This is a genomic window from Streptomyces sp. NPDC091272 (assembly GCF_044757485.1).
In the GTDB taxonomy this organism is placed as follows: domain Bacteria; phylum Actinomycetota; class Actinomycetes; order Streptomycetales; family Streptomycetaceae; genus Streptomyces.
This window is the reverse complement of record NZ_JBIVVC010000021.1, coordinates 31,876-46,121: the sequence shown is the minus strand read 5'-3', so window position 1 is coordinate 46,121 and position 14,246 is coordinate 31,876. Positions and strand designations below refer to the sequence as shown.

General features: G+C 69.7%; 15 protein-coding genes and 1 pseudogene. 4 read left to right on the top strand and 12 right to left on the bottom strand.

All coding sequences use genetic code 11. From position 1 onward, the window contains the following. On the top strand, positions 1–108 hold a 108-nt coding region (locus ACIQM4_RS34270; RefSeq protein ID WP_401599296.1), incomplete at its 5' end, for a 2-oxo acid dehydrogenase subunit E2. 426 nt (positions 109–534) lie between these two features. Here ACIQM4_RS34270 and ACIQM4_RS34265 read toward each other — a convergent pair. From ACIQM4_RS34265 to ACIQM4_RS34225, 9 genes are all read right to left on the bottom strand, one after another. After that, positions 535–1,512: a beta-ketoacyl-ACP synthase III gene (locus ACIQM4_RS34265; protein WP_401599439.1), complete on the bottom strand. Its 978-nt coding sequence runs from the start codon at positions 1,510–1,512 to the stop codon at positions 535–537. Then, positions 1,509–2,723, bottom strand: a complete 1,215-nt coding sequence (locus ACIQM4_RS34260; RefSeq protein ID WP_401599438.1) for a beta-ketoacyl-[acyl-carrier-protein] synthase family protein — start codon at positions 2,721–2,723, stop codon at positions 1,509–1,511. The genes ACIQM4_RS34265 and ACIQM4_RS34260 overlap by 4 nt, the downstream gene beginning before the upstream one ends. Further along, entirely contained in the window at positions 2,720–2,974 is a 255-nt protein-coding gene (locus ACIQM4_RS34255; protein ID WP_401599437.1) for a phosphopantetheine-binding protein, read from the bottom strand. Before ACIQM4_RS34255 ends, ACIQM4_RS34260 begins: the two co-directional genes overlap by 4 nt. A gap of 79 nt (positions 2,975–3,053) precedes the next feature. After that, on the bottom strand, positions 3,054–4,094 hold the full coding sequence (locus ACIQM4_RS34250; protein ID WP_401599435.1) for a TauD/TfdA family dioxygenase: 1,041 nt from the start codon (positions 4,092–4,094) through the stop codon (positions 3,054–3,056). Between the two features lie 89 nt (positions 4,095–4,183). Continuing rightward, positions 4,184–5,173 carry a HesA/MoeB/ThiF family protein gene (locus ACIQM4_RS34245; protein WP_401599434.1) on the bottom strand — a complete coding sequence of 330 codons (990 nt, stop codon included), beginning with the start codon at positions 5,171–5,173 and terminating at the stop codon, positions 4,184–4,186. Further along, positions 5,170–6,063 carry a hypothetical protein gene (locus tag ACIQM4_RS34240; RefSeq protein WP_401599433.1) on the bottom strand — a complete coding sequence of 298 codons (894 nt, stop codon included), beginning with the start codon at positions 6,061–6,063 and terminating at the stop codon, positions 5,170–5,172. Before ACIQM4_RS34240 ends, ACIQM4_RS34245 begins: the two co-directional genes overlap by 4 nt. After that, positions 6,060–7,271, bottom strand: coding sequence for an acyl-CoA dehydrogenase family protein (locus ACIQM4_RS34235; protein ID WP_401599432.1), 1,212 nt, complete (start codon positions 7,269–7,271; stop codon positions 6,060–6,062). The genes ACIQM4_RS34240 and ACIQM4_RS34235 overlap by 4 nt, the downstream gene beginning before the upstream one ends. A gap of 22 nt (positions 7,272–7,293) precedes the next feature. Further along, complete coding sequence (locus ACIQM4_RS34230) at positions 7,294–7,614, bottom strand: hypothetical protein (RefSeq protein WP_401599430.1); 321 nt, start codon at positions 7,612–7,614, stop codon at positions 7,294–7,296. Positions 7,615–8,178: 564 nt separating this feature from the next. Continuing rightward, on the bottom strand, positions 8,179–9,639 hold the full coding sequence (locus ACIQM4_RS34225) for an MFS transporter (RefSeq protein WP_401599428.1): 1,461 nt from the start codon (positions 9,637–9,639) through the stop codon (positions 8,179–8,181). A 112-nt stretch (positions 9,640–9,751) separates the two neighbouring features. Here ACIQM4_RS34225 and ACIQM4_RS34220 point away from each other — a divergent pair, with 112 nt between their 5' ends. After that, the gene (locus ACIQM4_RS34220; RefSeq protein WP_401599426.1) at positions 9,752–10,165 is read left to right on the top strand and encodes a MarR family winged helix-turn-helix transcriptional regulator; all 414 of its coding nucleotides are present in this window, start codon (positions 9,752–9,754) and stop codon (positions 10,163–10,165) included. A gap of 487 nt (positions 10,166–10,652) precedes the next feature. Further along, entirely contained in the window at positions 10,653–11,816 is a 1,164-nt protein-coding gene (locus ACIQM4_RS34215) for a BTAD domain-containing putative transcriptional regulator (protein ID WP_401599425.1), read from the top strand. 230 nt (positions 11,817–12,046) lie between these two features. Here ACIQM4_RS34215 and ACIQM4_RS34210 read toward each other — a convergent pair whose 3' ends face one another. From ACIQM4_RS34210 to ACIQM4_RS34200, 3 genes are all read right to left on the bottom strand, one after another. Next, positions 12,047–12,670, bottom strand: a complete 624-nt coding sequence (locus ACIQM4_RS34210) for a DUF402 domain-containing protein (protein WP_401599424.1) — start codon at positions 12,668–12,670, stop codon at positions 12,047–12,049. 52 nt (positions 12,671–12,722) lie between these two features. Further along, entirely contained in the window at positions 12,723–13,205 is a 483-nt protein-coding gene (locus ACIQM4_RS34205) for a zinc-binding dehydrogenase (RefSeq protein ID WP_401599446.1), read from the bottom strand. A gap of 125 nt (positions 13,206–13,330) precedes the next feature. After that, positions 13,331–13,711 (bottom strand): alcohol dehydrogenase catalytic domain-containing protein, encoded by a 381-nt coding sequence (locus ACIQM4_RS34200; RefSeq protein ID WP_401599422.1) that lies wholly within the window; start codon positions 13,709–13,711, stop codon positions 13,331–13,333. A gap of 170 nt (positions 13,712–13,881) precedes the next feature. Here ACIQM4_RS34200 and ACIQM4_RS34195 point away from each other — a divergent pair. Further along, positions 13,882–14,213: pseudogene (locus ACIQM4_RS34195) on the top strand (transcriptional regulator); the annotation flags it as partial. Between the last annotated feature and the right edge of the window lie 33 nt (positions 14,214–14,246).

Genomic DNA, 14,246 nt, shown 5'->3' with positions numbered 1-14,246 from the left:
CTCTCCTACGACCACCGCCTGGTGGACGGCGCCGACGCCGCCCGCTACCTCACGGCGGTCAAGGCGATCCTGGAGGCCGGCGAGTTCGAGGTCGAACTCGGCCTGTAGAGCCGGCGAACCCGTGGGCGCCGTCGGTTCCGTGAACCGACGGTGCCCACGGGCTTCCGCGGCCCAACCAACAGCACTTGGCAGTCCTTGCCCGTACTCAGTGAGCTCGTCCGTTACTCGACCGCCGACTGCGCCCCACGTGTGCCCGATCCGTGCGAGACCTTCTGGGTACGGCCGGTGGTGCTGAGGAGGGTGTGGTCCGAAATCCCCAGTGTGGCCAACGGAAGCCATGCGGCGAGAGTCTGGGAGGCTCCGGCGCCGGAGTCGAGGGTTCTCCGATACCGGGTGTACCGATCCTCGGCGGCTGATGCGGGCACCGCAACTGCGGGTGGCACTGGTGCGGTTGCGTGCGTCATGGTTGCCACCTTGCATCAGGCCCCGCATCGCTGTCTCCGGTCCGGGCTCGGATGCGGGGCGTGGGAGGAGTCAACGGTGGACCGGTCGTACGTCCGGCCACCGCAGGGCCGCCGAACCCCAGGTCAGGCCGCCCCCGAAGGCAGTGAGGACGACACGGTCCCCGGGGGTGAGCCGGCCCTCGTCCGCAGCAGCGGCCAGAGCCAACGGGATGGAAGCGGCTGCTGTGTTGCCGACGTCCTCGATGTTGGTGATCACACGCTGGGGCGGCACTCCGATCCGTTTGGCCACCGACTCCAGGATTCGCAGATTCGCCTGGTGTCCGACGAACGCGTCGATGTCCGCCGGTTGCCAGCCGACCGCCGCGGCGGCGCGGCGGGCCGAATCGGTCATCGTCGGCACGGCCCGGGTGTAGACCTCGCGCCCCCTCATCTGCAGATACCGTTCGCCGGGCGGCACGGTGATCATTTCGTTGCCGGTGCCGTCGCTGCCCAGCTCGGTGTGCAGGACGGCCCCATATCCGTCCGCCACCTCACCTCTCTCGAGCAGAACCGCGCCGGCCCCGTCTCCGAAAATGACAGCCGTGCCACGGTGCTGAGGGTCGACGATCGCCGAATAGCGCTCCGCACCGATCACCAGCACGCCGGCGCAGGTACCGGCCCCGATCATGGCTGCGGCGACGGACAAGCCGTACACAAAACCTGAGCAGACGGCCGACAGGTCGAAGGCGCCGGCGCCGGTCAGTCCCAGGGCCGAAGCCACTTGCGGAGCGGTCGCGGGGCAGGCACGGTCCGGGGTGGTGGTGGCCACGAGGACCAGGTCGCAGGAGGATCGGCCCGCCGATTCCAGGGCCGCACCGCCGGCGGCGGCCGCCAGTTCGGCGGTGCTCGTACCAGCGTCCGCGATGCGGCGGGAGGCAATCCCGGTGCGGCTGTGAATCCACTCGTGCGAGGTGTCCAGGCGCCGGGCCAGGTCCTCGTTGGTGACCACCCGCGGGGGCAGGCAGGTGCCGAGGCCGGTCAGTACGGCGGGAATGCGGTGGTTGCTCATTTACCCATCACCAGTACGCAGTTGGAGCCTCCGAACCCGAAGGAGTGGCTGACCGCGACCGTCGGGTTCTGGTGCCGTTCCTTGTCCAGCACCAGGTCCAGGCCCGCGAGCTCCGGGTCCACAGCGGGAGTGTGCGCGGTCGGTGGGACGATGCCGGTGGCCAGACTCCGCAAGGTCAGTACGGCCTCGATGGCACCCGCCGCGCCCAGGCTGTGCCCCAGCAGCCCCTTGTTGGCCGTGACGCTGGGCCGGTGCGGGAAGATCCGTTTGATGAGCTTCCCCTCACTACGGTCGTTGTAGGGGGTCGAGGTGCCGTGGGCGTTGACGTGGTCCACGGCCGACGGAGAGAGACTGGCGTCCGTCAGCGCCGCCCGTACCGCCGCCTCGGCGCCGACGGCATCGGGGTGCGGCGCTACCGGGTGATGTGCGTCGGTGGTGAAGGCATAGCCGAGCACGCGGCCCTTCGAAGTTGCGGCGCGGGCCCGTGCGGAGTCCTCCCGCTCCAGTACGAGGGCAGCGGCGCCCTCGGAGAGCACGAAGCCGGAACGGTCCGCGGCGAACGGCCGGGAAGCATCGTCCGCCGCGCTGTCGGCGAGCGCTCCCATCGCGGCGAAGCCCGCAGCGATGACAGGTACCACCCCGGCATCCGTACCGACCGCGATCACGATGTCGCAGGCGCCGCTGCGGATCAGGTCGCGGCCGACACCGACGGCGACCGCGCCGGAGGCGCAGGCCGCGACGACGGTATGGCTGGGGCCCGTGACGTGGTGCCGGATCGCGATCATCCCGGCCGCCATGTTGATGAGGGAACGAGGATGTACGTACGGTGAGACGGCGTCCGGGCCGCGTTCGGCGAGGCGGCTGTGGGCCGTGCTCAGGGTGGCCGAGCCGCCGAGGCCGCATCCGACGACGATGCCGACGCGGCCGCCCTCCCAGGTGGCGGGGTCGAGTCCCGCCTCGGAGATGGCCTGGTCCGCCGCGACGAGAGCGAACCGGATGAACGGGTCCAGATTCGCGTTGCCCCTGCCAGGTAGCAGGTCGAGGCCGAACGGTGCCACGGTGCGGCACCGCAGGGCCCCGGAGACTCCCGGCGTGGGGACGGCACCGGCCGGCGACTCGCCGCGTCGGATCGCCTCCCAGACTGCGTCCGTGCTGGTCCCGACAGGCGTGATCATGCCCGTACCGGTCACGACGATGGCGGGTGCGTTCATGCGGACTTCTCGGCGTCCAGCGTTGTGGTGACCAACCTGGCGAGGGCCGGGATGGTGAGTTCACCGATGCTGGTCTCCTCACTGCTGAGGTCCGCGCCGGTCTCGTCCTTGATGAGGACGATCAGCTCCGCGATGGCGAGAGAGTCGAGGTCAAGGGTCGCCAGGGTCGACTCGTCGGTCAGGGTGACGGGGTCGGCCTCCAGGTCCTCGACGACGATCCGGGTCAGGGTGGCGTGCAGGGCTGCGCTCATGATGTTCCTTTGTCAGATGGAGCGGTGGGTGCAGCAGAAGGGGTTGGCCGGGGGCGGCCGGACCGTGGCTGGACGCCCGTCAGGCTGCCGTCACCAGGCCGGGGGTGTGGTGTTGCGAAGTGATCGCGTTGTGGATGCGGCCCTCGCCGAGGTGGTCTAGGACCGGTCGCAGGTCGGCCAGTGCGAAGGAGCGGCGCAGCCAGCGGTCCGCGCCGTCGTAGTGCGGGAAGAAGCCCGTCCGTCCGTGCACCGTGCGGCGGTTGTCGAGGATGATCAGTTCACCGGGTTCCAGCACGAGGCCGCGCAGGGAGCGGAGTACGGCCTTCTCCAACGCAGCGAGCGCCGCCTGCGCTGCCGGAGTGGTTCCGACGGTGCCGTGGAAGTCCACCCGCAGGTCCGGGTTGCTCTCCGTTCCGGAGAGCACCGGTACCGACGGGGTCAGCACCTCTTCGTCCGTGTCGTGTACGAAGGATGTGCTGAACCTGGTTCTGAACTCCGGTCTGCGAAGGGCGGCAACGGTCTCCTCGTTCAACTCCGGCAGCACGTCGCCGATCCCGCCGGTCACGGTGGCGGCGAGTCCGTCGCGGTCGCCGCGCAGGCAGATCAAGCTCAGGAAGTGCGGGGCGGCGGGGTGGAAGCCGTCCTCCGTGTGGAGTTCCAGCAATATGGAGCCCCCGTTCTCCTGACGGGTCTCGGCGCCACGCTTGGGGCTGACGTCCTGGACCAGGTTGCCGTTCTTCTCGTCGCTGTAGGAGATCGTGCGCCCCAGGACCGACATCACCATCAGCTGGCTGAGTGTGGCCACGGAGACCTCTGTCCAGTCGGGCTCGTCCTCCACCCGGTCGGGGGTGGCCGGGAGGGTGCCCAATGGAAGTCCCCGCAGCAGGAGGGTGCCACTCGTGTTGCCCTCGTCGCGGAAGCAGATGAGCGCGCGGCGGACCTCGCTCGGCAGCGCGGCCGCCGCGAGCTCCACGGTGTGCAGGAGATCGGTACTGTGCAGGGAGTATCCCGCGTACTGCGCGGCTATTCTCAGTGCGGCGGCTTCGATGATTTCTGACTCGGTCTCGCTCAGCACGATTCCGGTCGTGCGCGCATCGGCGTATGCGAATTCTTTTCTCATGCGGGGCTTTCCTTTCTGCGGTTGTGCCGCGCGCTCATGAGCTGCCCTCCACCGGTGGTCGGCAGGTCGAGCGGCGTCGGACGGGGTGGCTATGCGGACGGTGTGGAACGGCGGCCGAGTCGGTACACGGCAGCGGGGCTGAACCCGTGCCAGGCCTGCTCCCGCGGCAGGTGGTTCAGGAAGCGGGCCTTCTCCCAGTGCCGGCTGATCCGACCGAGCACCCGGCGCGCGGGTGGCAGGGCGATGTGGTGGACGTCGACCGCGACAGTGCGCGGCACGTCCTCTCCCGCGACCAACTGGTTGACCATGTGGACCGCGAGCGAGCCGAACTGGGTCGCAGCCTCGGTCAGCTGCGGCACGCTGTAGTCGGGGCGGCCGAGTCCCTGACGCAGCTCGCGGAACATCTCACCGGGAATGTACGCCCGGGGGGCGATACGGAAGATCACTTCCCAGGTGCTCAGCACATCGGCGTCGTCGGCCAGCAACTGGCCGTCGAAGATTCGCCGGATCAGCCGGTAGTCGAAGCACTGCGCGGCCAGCATCCCCGCCATGTCCCAGCCGGTGACGAGCGGCTTGCGCTGACGGCACGCCTCCTGGTGCAGCGCGATCTTCGCACGCAGTCCGGAGGGGGTGGTCACGTCGACTCCGTCGACGATCACCTCGGCCTGGCGGACCAGTTGCCGTACGTTCTCACGGGTGATGCCGACGGGCACCACCTCGGCATTGACGTGCGGATTGATGGCGCGCAGGGCGTCGGCGCCCACCTCGGCCTTGTTGCGGCCCAGATCGTCGACGGTCGCGTGCTGGCGGTTGAGGTTGTTGAGCTCGTAGGTACCGACGTCCGCGAGGACGAAGTTGCGGTATCCCATGCGGCCCAGTGGCTGCACGGTGGCGCCGCCGATCGAGCCGCAGCCGGCTATGAGCAGGGGGGTGTGCCGGATCTGCTGCTGGAGCGCCGCGGGGACAAGGCCCCGGTTGCGTTGGGTGAGAGAGGCGTAGTAGAGCTCCTCGTCCAGCTCGCGGGCTTCCGCGGGGGTGCCCACATCGGGCGGGTTGCTGCGATCCGTGTACGGGCTCATGTCCTGGTCTCCTGGAAAGCAGTGAGCCGGGCGGCGACCGATCCGCTCTCGCCGGACGCGAGGACGGCGTCGAGGTGGGACAGCGTCGGGCGCAGCGCGGTTTCGTCGGTGAGGACGAAGGGGAACGAGCGTTGTTGCTGGTCCCACATCGGTGCGAACAGGTCGGTGGGGTCGGCCGGTCGTGCGGGCACGTCGAGGGTGCGGGTGCGGAAGCCGAGCAGGGAGAGCTGGAGGATGGCTCCGTTCGGCTTGCCGTCGCCGACGACCGCCGCTCCGTCCTCGGCCAGGGCCTGCAGACAGCCTTCGGCCCAGCCTCGGTAGACCCACCACGGTACGGAGACGGCGGCCTGCGAGCGGCCCATGGAGTAGTCACGGACCAGCCGTTTGCCTTCCCACACACGGCTGGAGGGCGTGGTCGCGCCGAGCTCGTCGGCGAGCCGCAGGCCGTAGTCGCGTTCGACGACGAACGGCAGATGGGCGTCGTCCCCCAGCAGGGTGTTCTCGGGACTGCGGGTGTGGGCCAGCGTGCCGTAGCCGCGCAGCTGACCGGACTCCTCCTCCACCACCAGGGTGTGCTGATCCCGGAGAGCGTGGGCGTCGTAAGGCTCGGCGGTGAGGCCGGCCTCGGCCGCGAGCTCTTCGTTGAGCCAGCCGCGCTTCAGGTACTGGGCCAGCCGGAACCGGTATACGTTCTCGAGGTACTCGGCGGGCAGTTGTGCCCCCCGCACCGTGAAGGTCAGCAGACCCTCGGGGCTTGCCGAGCGGAACAGCGGCGCACCGTCCAGCCGACTGTCCAGGTCCGGCAGCACGATCGCGGCGGAGTCCCGCAGTACACGCTCCCGGTAGAGGCCGCCGACGGCAGTGGGCCGGGTGGGGGTCGCGGTGGTCACCGGACCTCCGGAACGTCGAACAGCTCGCCCGTGATGACCAGTGCGAGGGCCTCGGGGCTGCCTTCGTAGATCCGGGGGCCGTAGGCGTCGCGCAGCACCCGGTCCATGCCGTCCTCGCGCTGGAACGCGGCGGCCCCGATGAGGCTCATGGCGGCGTCGGCGTTGTCGATGGCTGCGCGGTCGGCGACCAGTTTGGCCACGGCGGGCTCGTAGGCCGGGGTCGGGATGACGGTGTCAGCCTTCAGTACGGCGTCCAGGTACAGGGCGCGTGCGGCGGAGACGCGGGCAGACATGTCGGCGAGCTTGCGCGCGGACATCTGGTGCTCGAAGAGCAGCCGGCCGCCCTGACGGCGGGTGCCTGCCCACGCGACCGCGCGATCGAGTGCGTGACGTGCGATGCCGGTTGCGACCGCCGCGCAGGTGACGCGGGTGAGGTTGCCGATGGCGACGTTGAGGTCCCAGCCGCCGCGCTCGTCCCCGATGACGTTTTCTTCGGGCACCCGGGCGTTGTCGAGGATCAGTTCGCCCGCGGGGGCGGTGCGGTAGCCCACCTTGTCGTGGATCTCGCCACGGGCGACGCCATCCTGCTCCAGCTCGGTGACGAAGCAGGTCAGCCCGGTCGAGCCGGGGGTCTCGTCCAGGTTGGCCATGACGGTGGCATACGTGGCGACTGGCGCGTTGGTGATGTAGCGCTTGGTGCCGGTGAGCAGGTATTCGCTGCCGGAGCGGCGGGCGGTCGTCATCTCCTGCGCGTAGGGCGCCTGCTGCGGCAGCACCAGGTCCGTTCCGTTCAGCTCCTCGGCAACCGCGTTGCACGCGAGGACCGGGTCCGGACCGATGAAGGCGGGCAGGTACTTCTGCTGGAGACGCGGGTTCCCACAGATCAGCAGCGGGGTCTGGAACAGGCCGGTGGCGCCGAAGACCAGTGCCATGCCCGGGTCAGCGGAGGCCAGTTCCTCCATGGTCAGCGCAAGGGCGAGCTGGCTCAGGCCGAGGCCGCCGAAGTCGCGCGGGATCGCCATACGCAGCAGACCGAGCGCATGCCCCTTACGGACGGTGTCCCAGTCGATCTGGCCCTTCTCGATCCCGTCGCGTTCGGCGGCCCCGGGGCCGACCTCCTCGCGGGCGAAGGCGACGACGTCGTTGAGGAAGGTGGCCTCGAAGGAGTCGAGCAGCGGGTGGGCGGCCGGGTTGTGCGTGTACGTCATGGTGATTCCTTCTCTGGGGCGATCAGCGCTGGAGGTCGAAGGTCGTCAGGGCCTGTCCGACGGCGAACGTCTGAAGTACGGGGCCGTGGGAGGAGACGCGTCGGCTGGTGACTGTCCGCAGGAAGGTGCGGCGGCCCGCGGCGAGGTCGTGAAGGTCCGTGTTGCTGATGCGGAACACATGCGTGGGCTCGGCGTCGGTCAGGGCGCCCTGGGGGTCCAGGGTGAGTTCGACATCGGGCTCGGAGATCACGAAACGGACGGTGGCACCCGCGGCCTGCCAGGAGGGCGCTGCCTTCGCAGCTGCGGACAGCGTGTTCGGAAGTTCTTCGGGCGAGGTGGCCATGCGGAATTCCTTCGTGTGGGAGGGCGTGCGGGAGGGGCGGACGCACGTATTGGCTACCGGCAGCAGGGCAGGCGGAAATCGCCTTTAGACCCTGGGCCTATTACCGAGGAGATGAAGACGCTCGGAATGCGGGCCGGCCTGGGTCGGCCCGGACGAATTCTTCTGGGGCTTGTTCTTCGCAGCCCCGGACAAGCGCTTGATCAATAAGCTACAGACCCCCGAGCGGCCATGTCCACGTATTCAACTGCGCCTCCACAGGGGCGGAACACGTGTTCCAGCGGACGGTAATCGGCCGTCCTTTGTTGGGCAGAACAGGGGTCCTGGGCGGGCCGAACGGCCTGCTCCGCCGGGTGGCGCGCTCTGCGGCGCCCGTTCCTCGGGCCAGGCCGTGGCGGCTCCGGGGGCTGTCGGGCACATCCTGGGCAACGCAAAGTGGGCTTGCAGGCGGGGGAGGTCTGCAAGCCCACGTTCATGGGTTGGAACTATGTGGTTTTGCGTGCGGCGGGTCCGGCATCGGCCGGCTTCATCGGCATCCTTGAAGGTCCTGGTGGTGCACGAGGGCGGTCAGGCCTCAGCCCCCTGCGGAGCACGGGTCAGCGCCCGCAGTACGAGGGCGATCACGATGGCGACGGCGGAGCAGACGGCCAGAGCCAGGAAGCCGTTTCCGATGCCTGCGGTGGTCGCCTCTGCGGCCGAACTCCCGCCGCCCAGGCCACTGTCGACGGTGGTTGCGAGGATGGTTCCGATGACGGCGATGCCGAGAGCGGCGCCGGTCTCGTTGAAGGTGTTCAGCAGACCGGAGCCGACGCCGGATTCCTCCAGCTTGACGTGCGAGGTGCCGATGCCGAACAGCGGTACGAAGCAGGCGGGCAGGCCGGCGCCGATGACGGCCAGTGCGGCGATCGTCAGTGGAACGCTGTCGGTGCCGGTCGCCAGGACGCCGGTGCCGACCAGCTGCAGGAGGCCCCCGGCCGCGTACATGCCGCCCAGACCGAGGGCGTTGGCCAGGGAAGGTGCCACCATCGCCACGACGAGAGCGGCCAGACCCATGGGGAGCAGGGAGAGACCGGTGGCGAAGGCGCTCATCTCGTGGACCCGCTGGAAGTACATGCTGGCCAGGAAGGAGCTGCTGATCATCACGCTGGCCACCAGGAGCAGGCCGACGCTGGACAGCCAGTAGGTGGGCTTGCGCAGCAGGTGCAGCGGGAGCAGCGGGTCGCTCTGGCCGATCTCCATGAAGGTGACCGTGGTGAGCAGGACGGCGGCGGCGGCGATGCTGATCCAGGCGTTCCGGTCACCGAATCCCTCGTGCAGCTGGATCAGGCCGAAGGACAGGGCGGCGAGGCCGGCGGTGGAGACGATGGCCGAAGGCAGCCGTAGTTTGCGGCCGTTGCTCGTACTGAGGGCGGGCATGGTGCGCAGGGCGCCGATGAAGGCGGCGATGCTGACCGGGATGTTGATGAGGAAGGCCCAGCGCCAGCTGATGGCCGTGACGATGAGGCCGCCGAGGACCACACCGATGGTCGCACCGATCACACCGAGACCGCTCCAGGCGGTGAGCGCGATCTTGCGCTGCTCCTCGTCCTGGTAGACCGCCAGGATGATGGACAGGGCGGCGGCCGAGAGCAGTGCGGCTCCGGCGCCCTGGGCGGCGCGGCCGGCGACGAGCAGTTCCTGGTTGCCCGCGATGCCGCAGAGGACAGAGGCGACGGCGAAGAGGGAGAGGCCGGTGAGGAAGGTGCGTCGACGGCCGAAGACGTCGGAGACGCGGCCGCCGAAGAGCAGCAGACTGCCGAGCATCAGGACGTACGCGCTGATGGTCCACTGCAGGGCGGTCTGGTCGGCGGGCAGTTGGGTGCCGATCGAGGGGAGCGCCACGTTCACGACCGTGGAGTCGAGCATGACCATCAACTGGGCGACGCCGACCACCACCAGGGTGCTCCAGGGGGCCTTGCCGGGGGCCGGTGCGGGCGTTTGCTCCGGGCCCTGCTCGACTGACTGAGGTGTCAGCGTCTGCTCGGTCACCGTGTCTCCTTCACCTGTGAATAAAGATGTATGCGAATGCATTGAACGAGCGGCACAGTACATGCATGCGAATGTATCGACAAGAGGCGACGGCAAACCTACGATGGGAGGCGTGACAGAAACAGCTCTGACCGATCGCTGGGTGGCCGTGACCCGCGCCTGCGCGCAGATCAATCAGGTCGCCGAGCGCGTCCTGGCCGAGAACCACGGCCTGTGCGCCAGCGCCTTCGAGATCATGGACGTGCTGGCGCGCGAGGACGGCTACCTCCGGGCGGGTGAACTCAGCTCCCGCGTGAGCCGCAGCCAGCCACAGGTGTCGCGACTGCTGGCCCAGATGGTCAACGCGGGTTACGCCGAGCGCGAGCCCTGCCCGAACGACCGGAGGGGGTTCGACGTCCGGCTCACACCGGCCGGCCGGCTGCTCTTCTCGCAGTCGGTCACCACGATGGAAACGGTGCTGCGCGAAGCAGCAGAATCCAGCCAAGAGGTGCGGGAAGTCATGACGCCTACTGTTACTCGCCGGTAGAACTCTTCGCTGGTGGCGATGATCTTTCTGGTACCGTCCCCGGTCGAACGCACTTCCGCCGGCTGCCCTTCACCTTGGTTACGGGCAGCCGGCGGATGGCCGACCCGGGGGGAGCGGCCGCGTGATCACGACGGCCGGTCGGGCTCTTCATTCACCACCTGCCCTGCGCGCCTGGGCCGGCTCGAACCCCCTCAGGAAGCGAATACGCAGGGCTGCTCCACTGTCGGTTGCACATCCGCCGACGCCAGCCAAGTACGGGGGAAACATGCTCAATCGGACGACGCCCAGACCAGTCACCCGCCGCCCGGCAACTCTCCGGCCACGCGGGGTCGCACAGCCTGGCTCATGGACCGCGGGAGTGACACGCGCCAGATCCGGCCCACCCGTCGAAGGGCGGCCGTCGGGCCCCGCGAATCCCGGAGTGTCCTTCCGCCTCCTCGGTCCGCTGGAGATCGCCACTGCCGCAGGTCCTCTGCCCCTGCGAGGCATGAATCAGCGCGCCGTCCTTGCTTTTCTCCTGCTCCACGCCAACCAGGTGGTCGCCACCAGCGACCTCATGCAGGCCCTCTGGCCCGATGGGGACGCCCCGCCCACGGCCCGCAAGGTGCTGCTGAACACGATTTCGGCACTGCGCGGGGTACTGGCACGCGGGGCTGTTCCCACTCATGTCGCCACCTTGGTCAGCCAGGCCCCGGGGTACATGTTGCGGATGGCGCCGGAAACCCTGGACCTCGCCAGGTTCCGCCTGCTCGCCGACCAGGGCCGTGGTGCGCTGGCCGCCGGCCAGCCCGAAAGTGCGGCCCGTGTCCTGCGCGCCGCGCTGGGTCTCTGGCGGGGCCCGGCGGGGCAGGAACTCGCCGAATCCGGGGTCGACTGGCCCCAGCTGGCCGCGGTGGACGCCGCCCGGACCACGGCCCTCGAGGACTATGGCGACGCCGAACTGCGCAGCGGACGACACCATGAGGTGATCGGCACCCTGGAAGCCGCGACGGCGGCTGAGCCCTCCCGCGAACGTTCCTGCCAACTCCTCATGCTCGCCCTCTACCGGGCCGGCCACCAGGCCGAGGCCCTGCGGGTGTACGAGCGGCTCCGACAGCACCTGAGCCAGGACTTCAGTCTGCAGCCGGGCCGCGAGGTACGGCAGCTGCACCAGTCGATCATCGACCAGGACCCCTCCCTGCTCCCCGCCGAGCAGCCCGAGGACGACACCGGTTGCGGCTCCCAGGCCGACCCTGAACTGGACCTGATGTTCGCGCTGCTGTCCCTGGTGAAGCGCCAGCAACGCCCACATGTGGTGACGCTCGCCGGCGACACCGGGGGTGGCCAGGGCTGGCTTCTCTCCGAGCTCACGAGCAGGCTCCACCAGGACCGCCTGGTCACCGTCTGGCACCTCCGCAGCGGTCCGGACGGCACCGCACTCGGTGACGACCTGCGCGCGGCCCTGCGCCGCGCCACCCCGCACCGGCCCCTGGTGGTGGTCGCCGAGAACCTCCACCTGGTCGGGGGTGCGGTCCCGGAGTGCGTCGGCGAGGTGATCCGCACCGCAGGCCGCGTTCCGCTGCTCGTGGTCCTGACCGCCCGAGCAGCACCGGAAGTCCTCTGGCCCGGCTGGAACGCAGCCGTGCCCTGGTCGACCACCATCGTGGTCTGACGCTCCGCGCCACGTACCGGTGCCGCCGCCGTTTGCGGTCGAGGGCTGCTGACCCAGCCCGGTCCGCTGGCGGTGAGGCGTCAGCGGCGGACGCATCAATCGATCCCGAACGGCCCCGCGCGGGACGTGCGCGCCGAGTACCTGGGGCCGCTGCGCACCGAGGCGTACCGGTCCTTCGTCGCACCGCCGCCCGCGGTGCGACGAAGGCTGTGTGCCGACGGGTCACTCGGTCAGGCCCTGCCCGCCTCCATGACCCGCCCCGCGTGCGGCGCCGACAACTCCACCGCTGCCGGTACGGCGGGCGCGGCCGGGGGCTGCCAGTCGCGCCACTGCTCCCACCAGCACTCGCCGTGCTCGACGAGGTTCACCACCTCGGCGGCTGCGGCCCGCACGGCCTCGGCCTCTCCCGGCTCGAAGCCGCCCGTCCGCACACGTTCCTCGAAGTGGTCGACGTCCTTCCAGGCGTACCCGGAACCGTCCGCCGCGATCACCAGGTCGAGTTCCTGGTCGAGGGTGTCGAAGCCGCGCTCCGTACGCCGCATCGGCCGCTGGAAGTTGACGTACCAGTCCGAGAGCCGGGCGCCCTCCCACCGGGCCCACACCGCGTATCCGTCCCCCGCGCGCTGGAGTTGAAGAACACCGCTGGACTGCCAGGAGTGGTCGAACTCGATCCACGGGTGCAATCCCCATTTGAATTCCCCGCTCCCGAAGGTCAGTGGGGTGCCCTGCGCCAAGTGGGCGGCGAGGGTGACACCGTCGTCGGCGACCACCCGCAGGGGGTAGACCAGCCATTCACGGTCATCCAGGATCTCACGCCTGACGATGACCTGACCTGCACAGAAGTGGGAATTCATACGGAACACCCTAGGCGCCACCCGCCCTTGACCAGCGCGTGGGCGAAGCTGGTCACGCGAAGGTGAGGACGGCTTTACCGACCGTGTTCGCTGCGCCGAGTCGGGCAGCGGCCTCTTGGTGCTGCGTGATGGTGAAGGTGGTGTCGATGACGGGTGCGACGTCTCCGCGGGCGACCGCCGGCAGTACCTCCGCCCTGAGCCCTTCCGGGACGGGGACCGTCTCCCAGTCCTGGGAGAACCCGAAGGAGACTCCGTGGACAGTGAGGTGCCTGAAGGGCAGGGCGTCCAGGTCGACGGTGGCTGCGGGACCGGCGAGGCGGCCGATGTTGACGACCTGCCTGTCGAGCGCGGTCGCCGGCAGGCAGGCGGCGAAGGTGTCGCCGGCGGCGTGGTCGAGGACCACGTCCGCCCCCTCGCCGCCGGTGGCGGTGAGCACCGCGTCGGTCAGGTCGCCGGCCGGGCCTGCAATGATCACGGTGTCCGCACCCAGCCTCGCCAGCAGGTCCTTCTTGTCGGCGCTGCGGGTGGTGGCGATGATCCGTGAGGCGCGGAGGGTCTTGGCGATCTGAATGCCGATCGTGCCGGTGCTGGTCGACGCCCCGGTGATCAGGACGCTCTGTCCCGGCCGGAAGCCGGCCGCGGTGAGCGCGCCGAACTCGGTCAGCAGCGCGGTGGGCAGCGCGCAGGCAACTTCCGGGCCAGATCCTTCGGGCGGGGCAGCACGAAACGGTGATCGGCAACCAGGTACTCGGTGAACGAGGACGGGAAGGTTCCCATGACTGGGTCCCCGACCTTCCACCGGCCGGCGTCCCCGCCGACCGCGGCGATCTCGCCGGCGTACTCGAACCCGGCGACGGATTCCTCGCCGGTGCCGCCGTGGATGGGGTCGGCGGCGGCGAGCATGGGCAGGTCGGCATTGTTGGTCGCCGCGGCACGGTTGCGGACGAGGACCTCGCCGCGGCCGGGCTCGGGGACCGGGACGTCGTCGAGGGCCCACTGCGGTCCGCGGCCGAGAAGCAGCGCTTTCATCGTGTCGGTCATGTCGGTGCTCCGTCGGTTCGGTCGCGGTAACTGTTGCGGCGGCGGTGGGGTGTGATTCCAGGGCCGGAGGGTCGCTGTGGCGGCGGCGTTGGGGTGGGGTTCCGGGGGCCGCCGGTCAGCGTGCCGACGGTGCCGGGGGGGGCGATCCCAAGGCCGGCCGGTCACCGTGCCGCACGGCGGTCGCGCAGCTGCGCATGGAGGCGGCCAAATATCCCGACGACCCGCGGCTTACTGCCCTCGTGGGTGAACTCTGCGTGCAGGACGAGGATTTCCGCACCTGGTGGACCGCCCATCACGTCGCCACCACGTTGCCACCCGCGGGGTTGGCACCAAGACTCTCCTGCACCCGGTCGCCGGCGAGCTGCCTCTGGACTGGGACACCCTCACCGCCAGCACCGACCCCGACCAGCAACTGGTCGTATGGACCGCCGAAGTCGGCTCCCCCACCCACGACGGCCTGCGCATCCTCGTCTCCTGGGCCGCGGGCCACCCCACACCCTGATGAGCCGAGCTCCGTCCTCCGCCGAACGCGCGC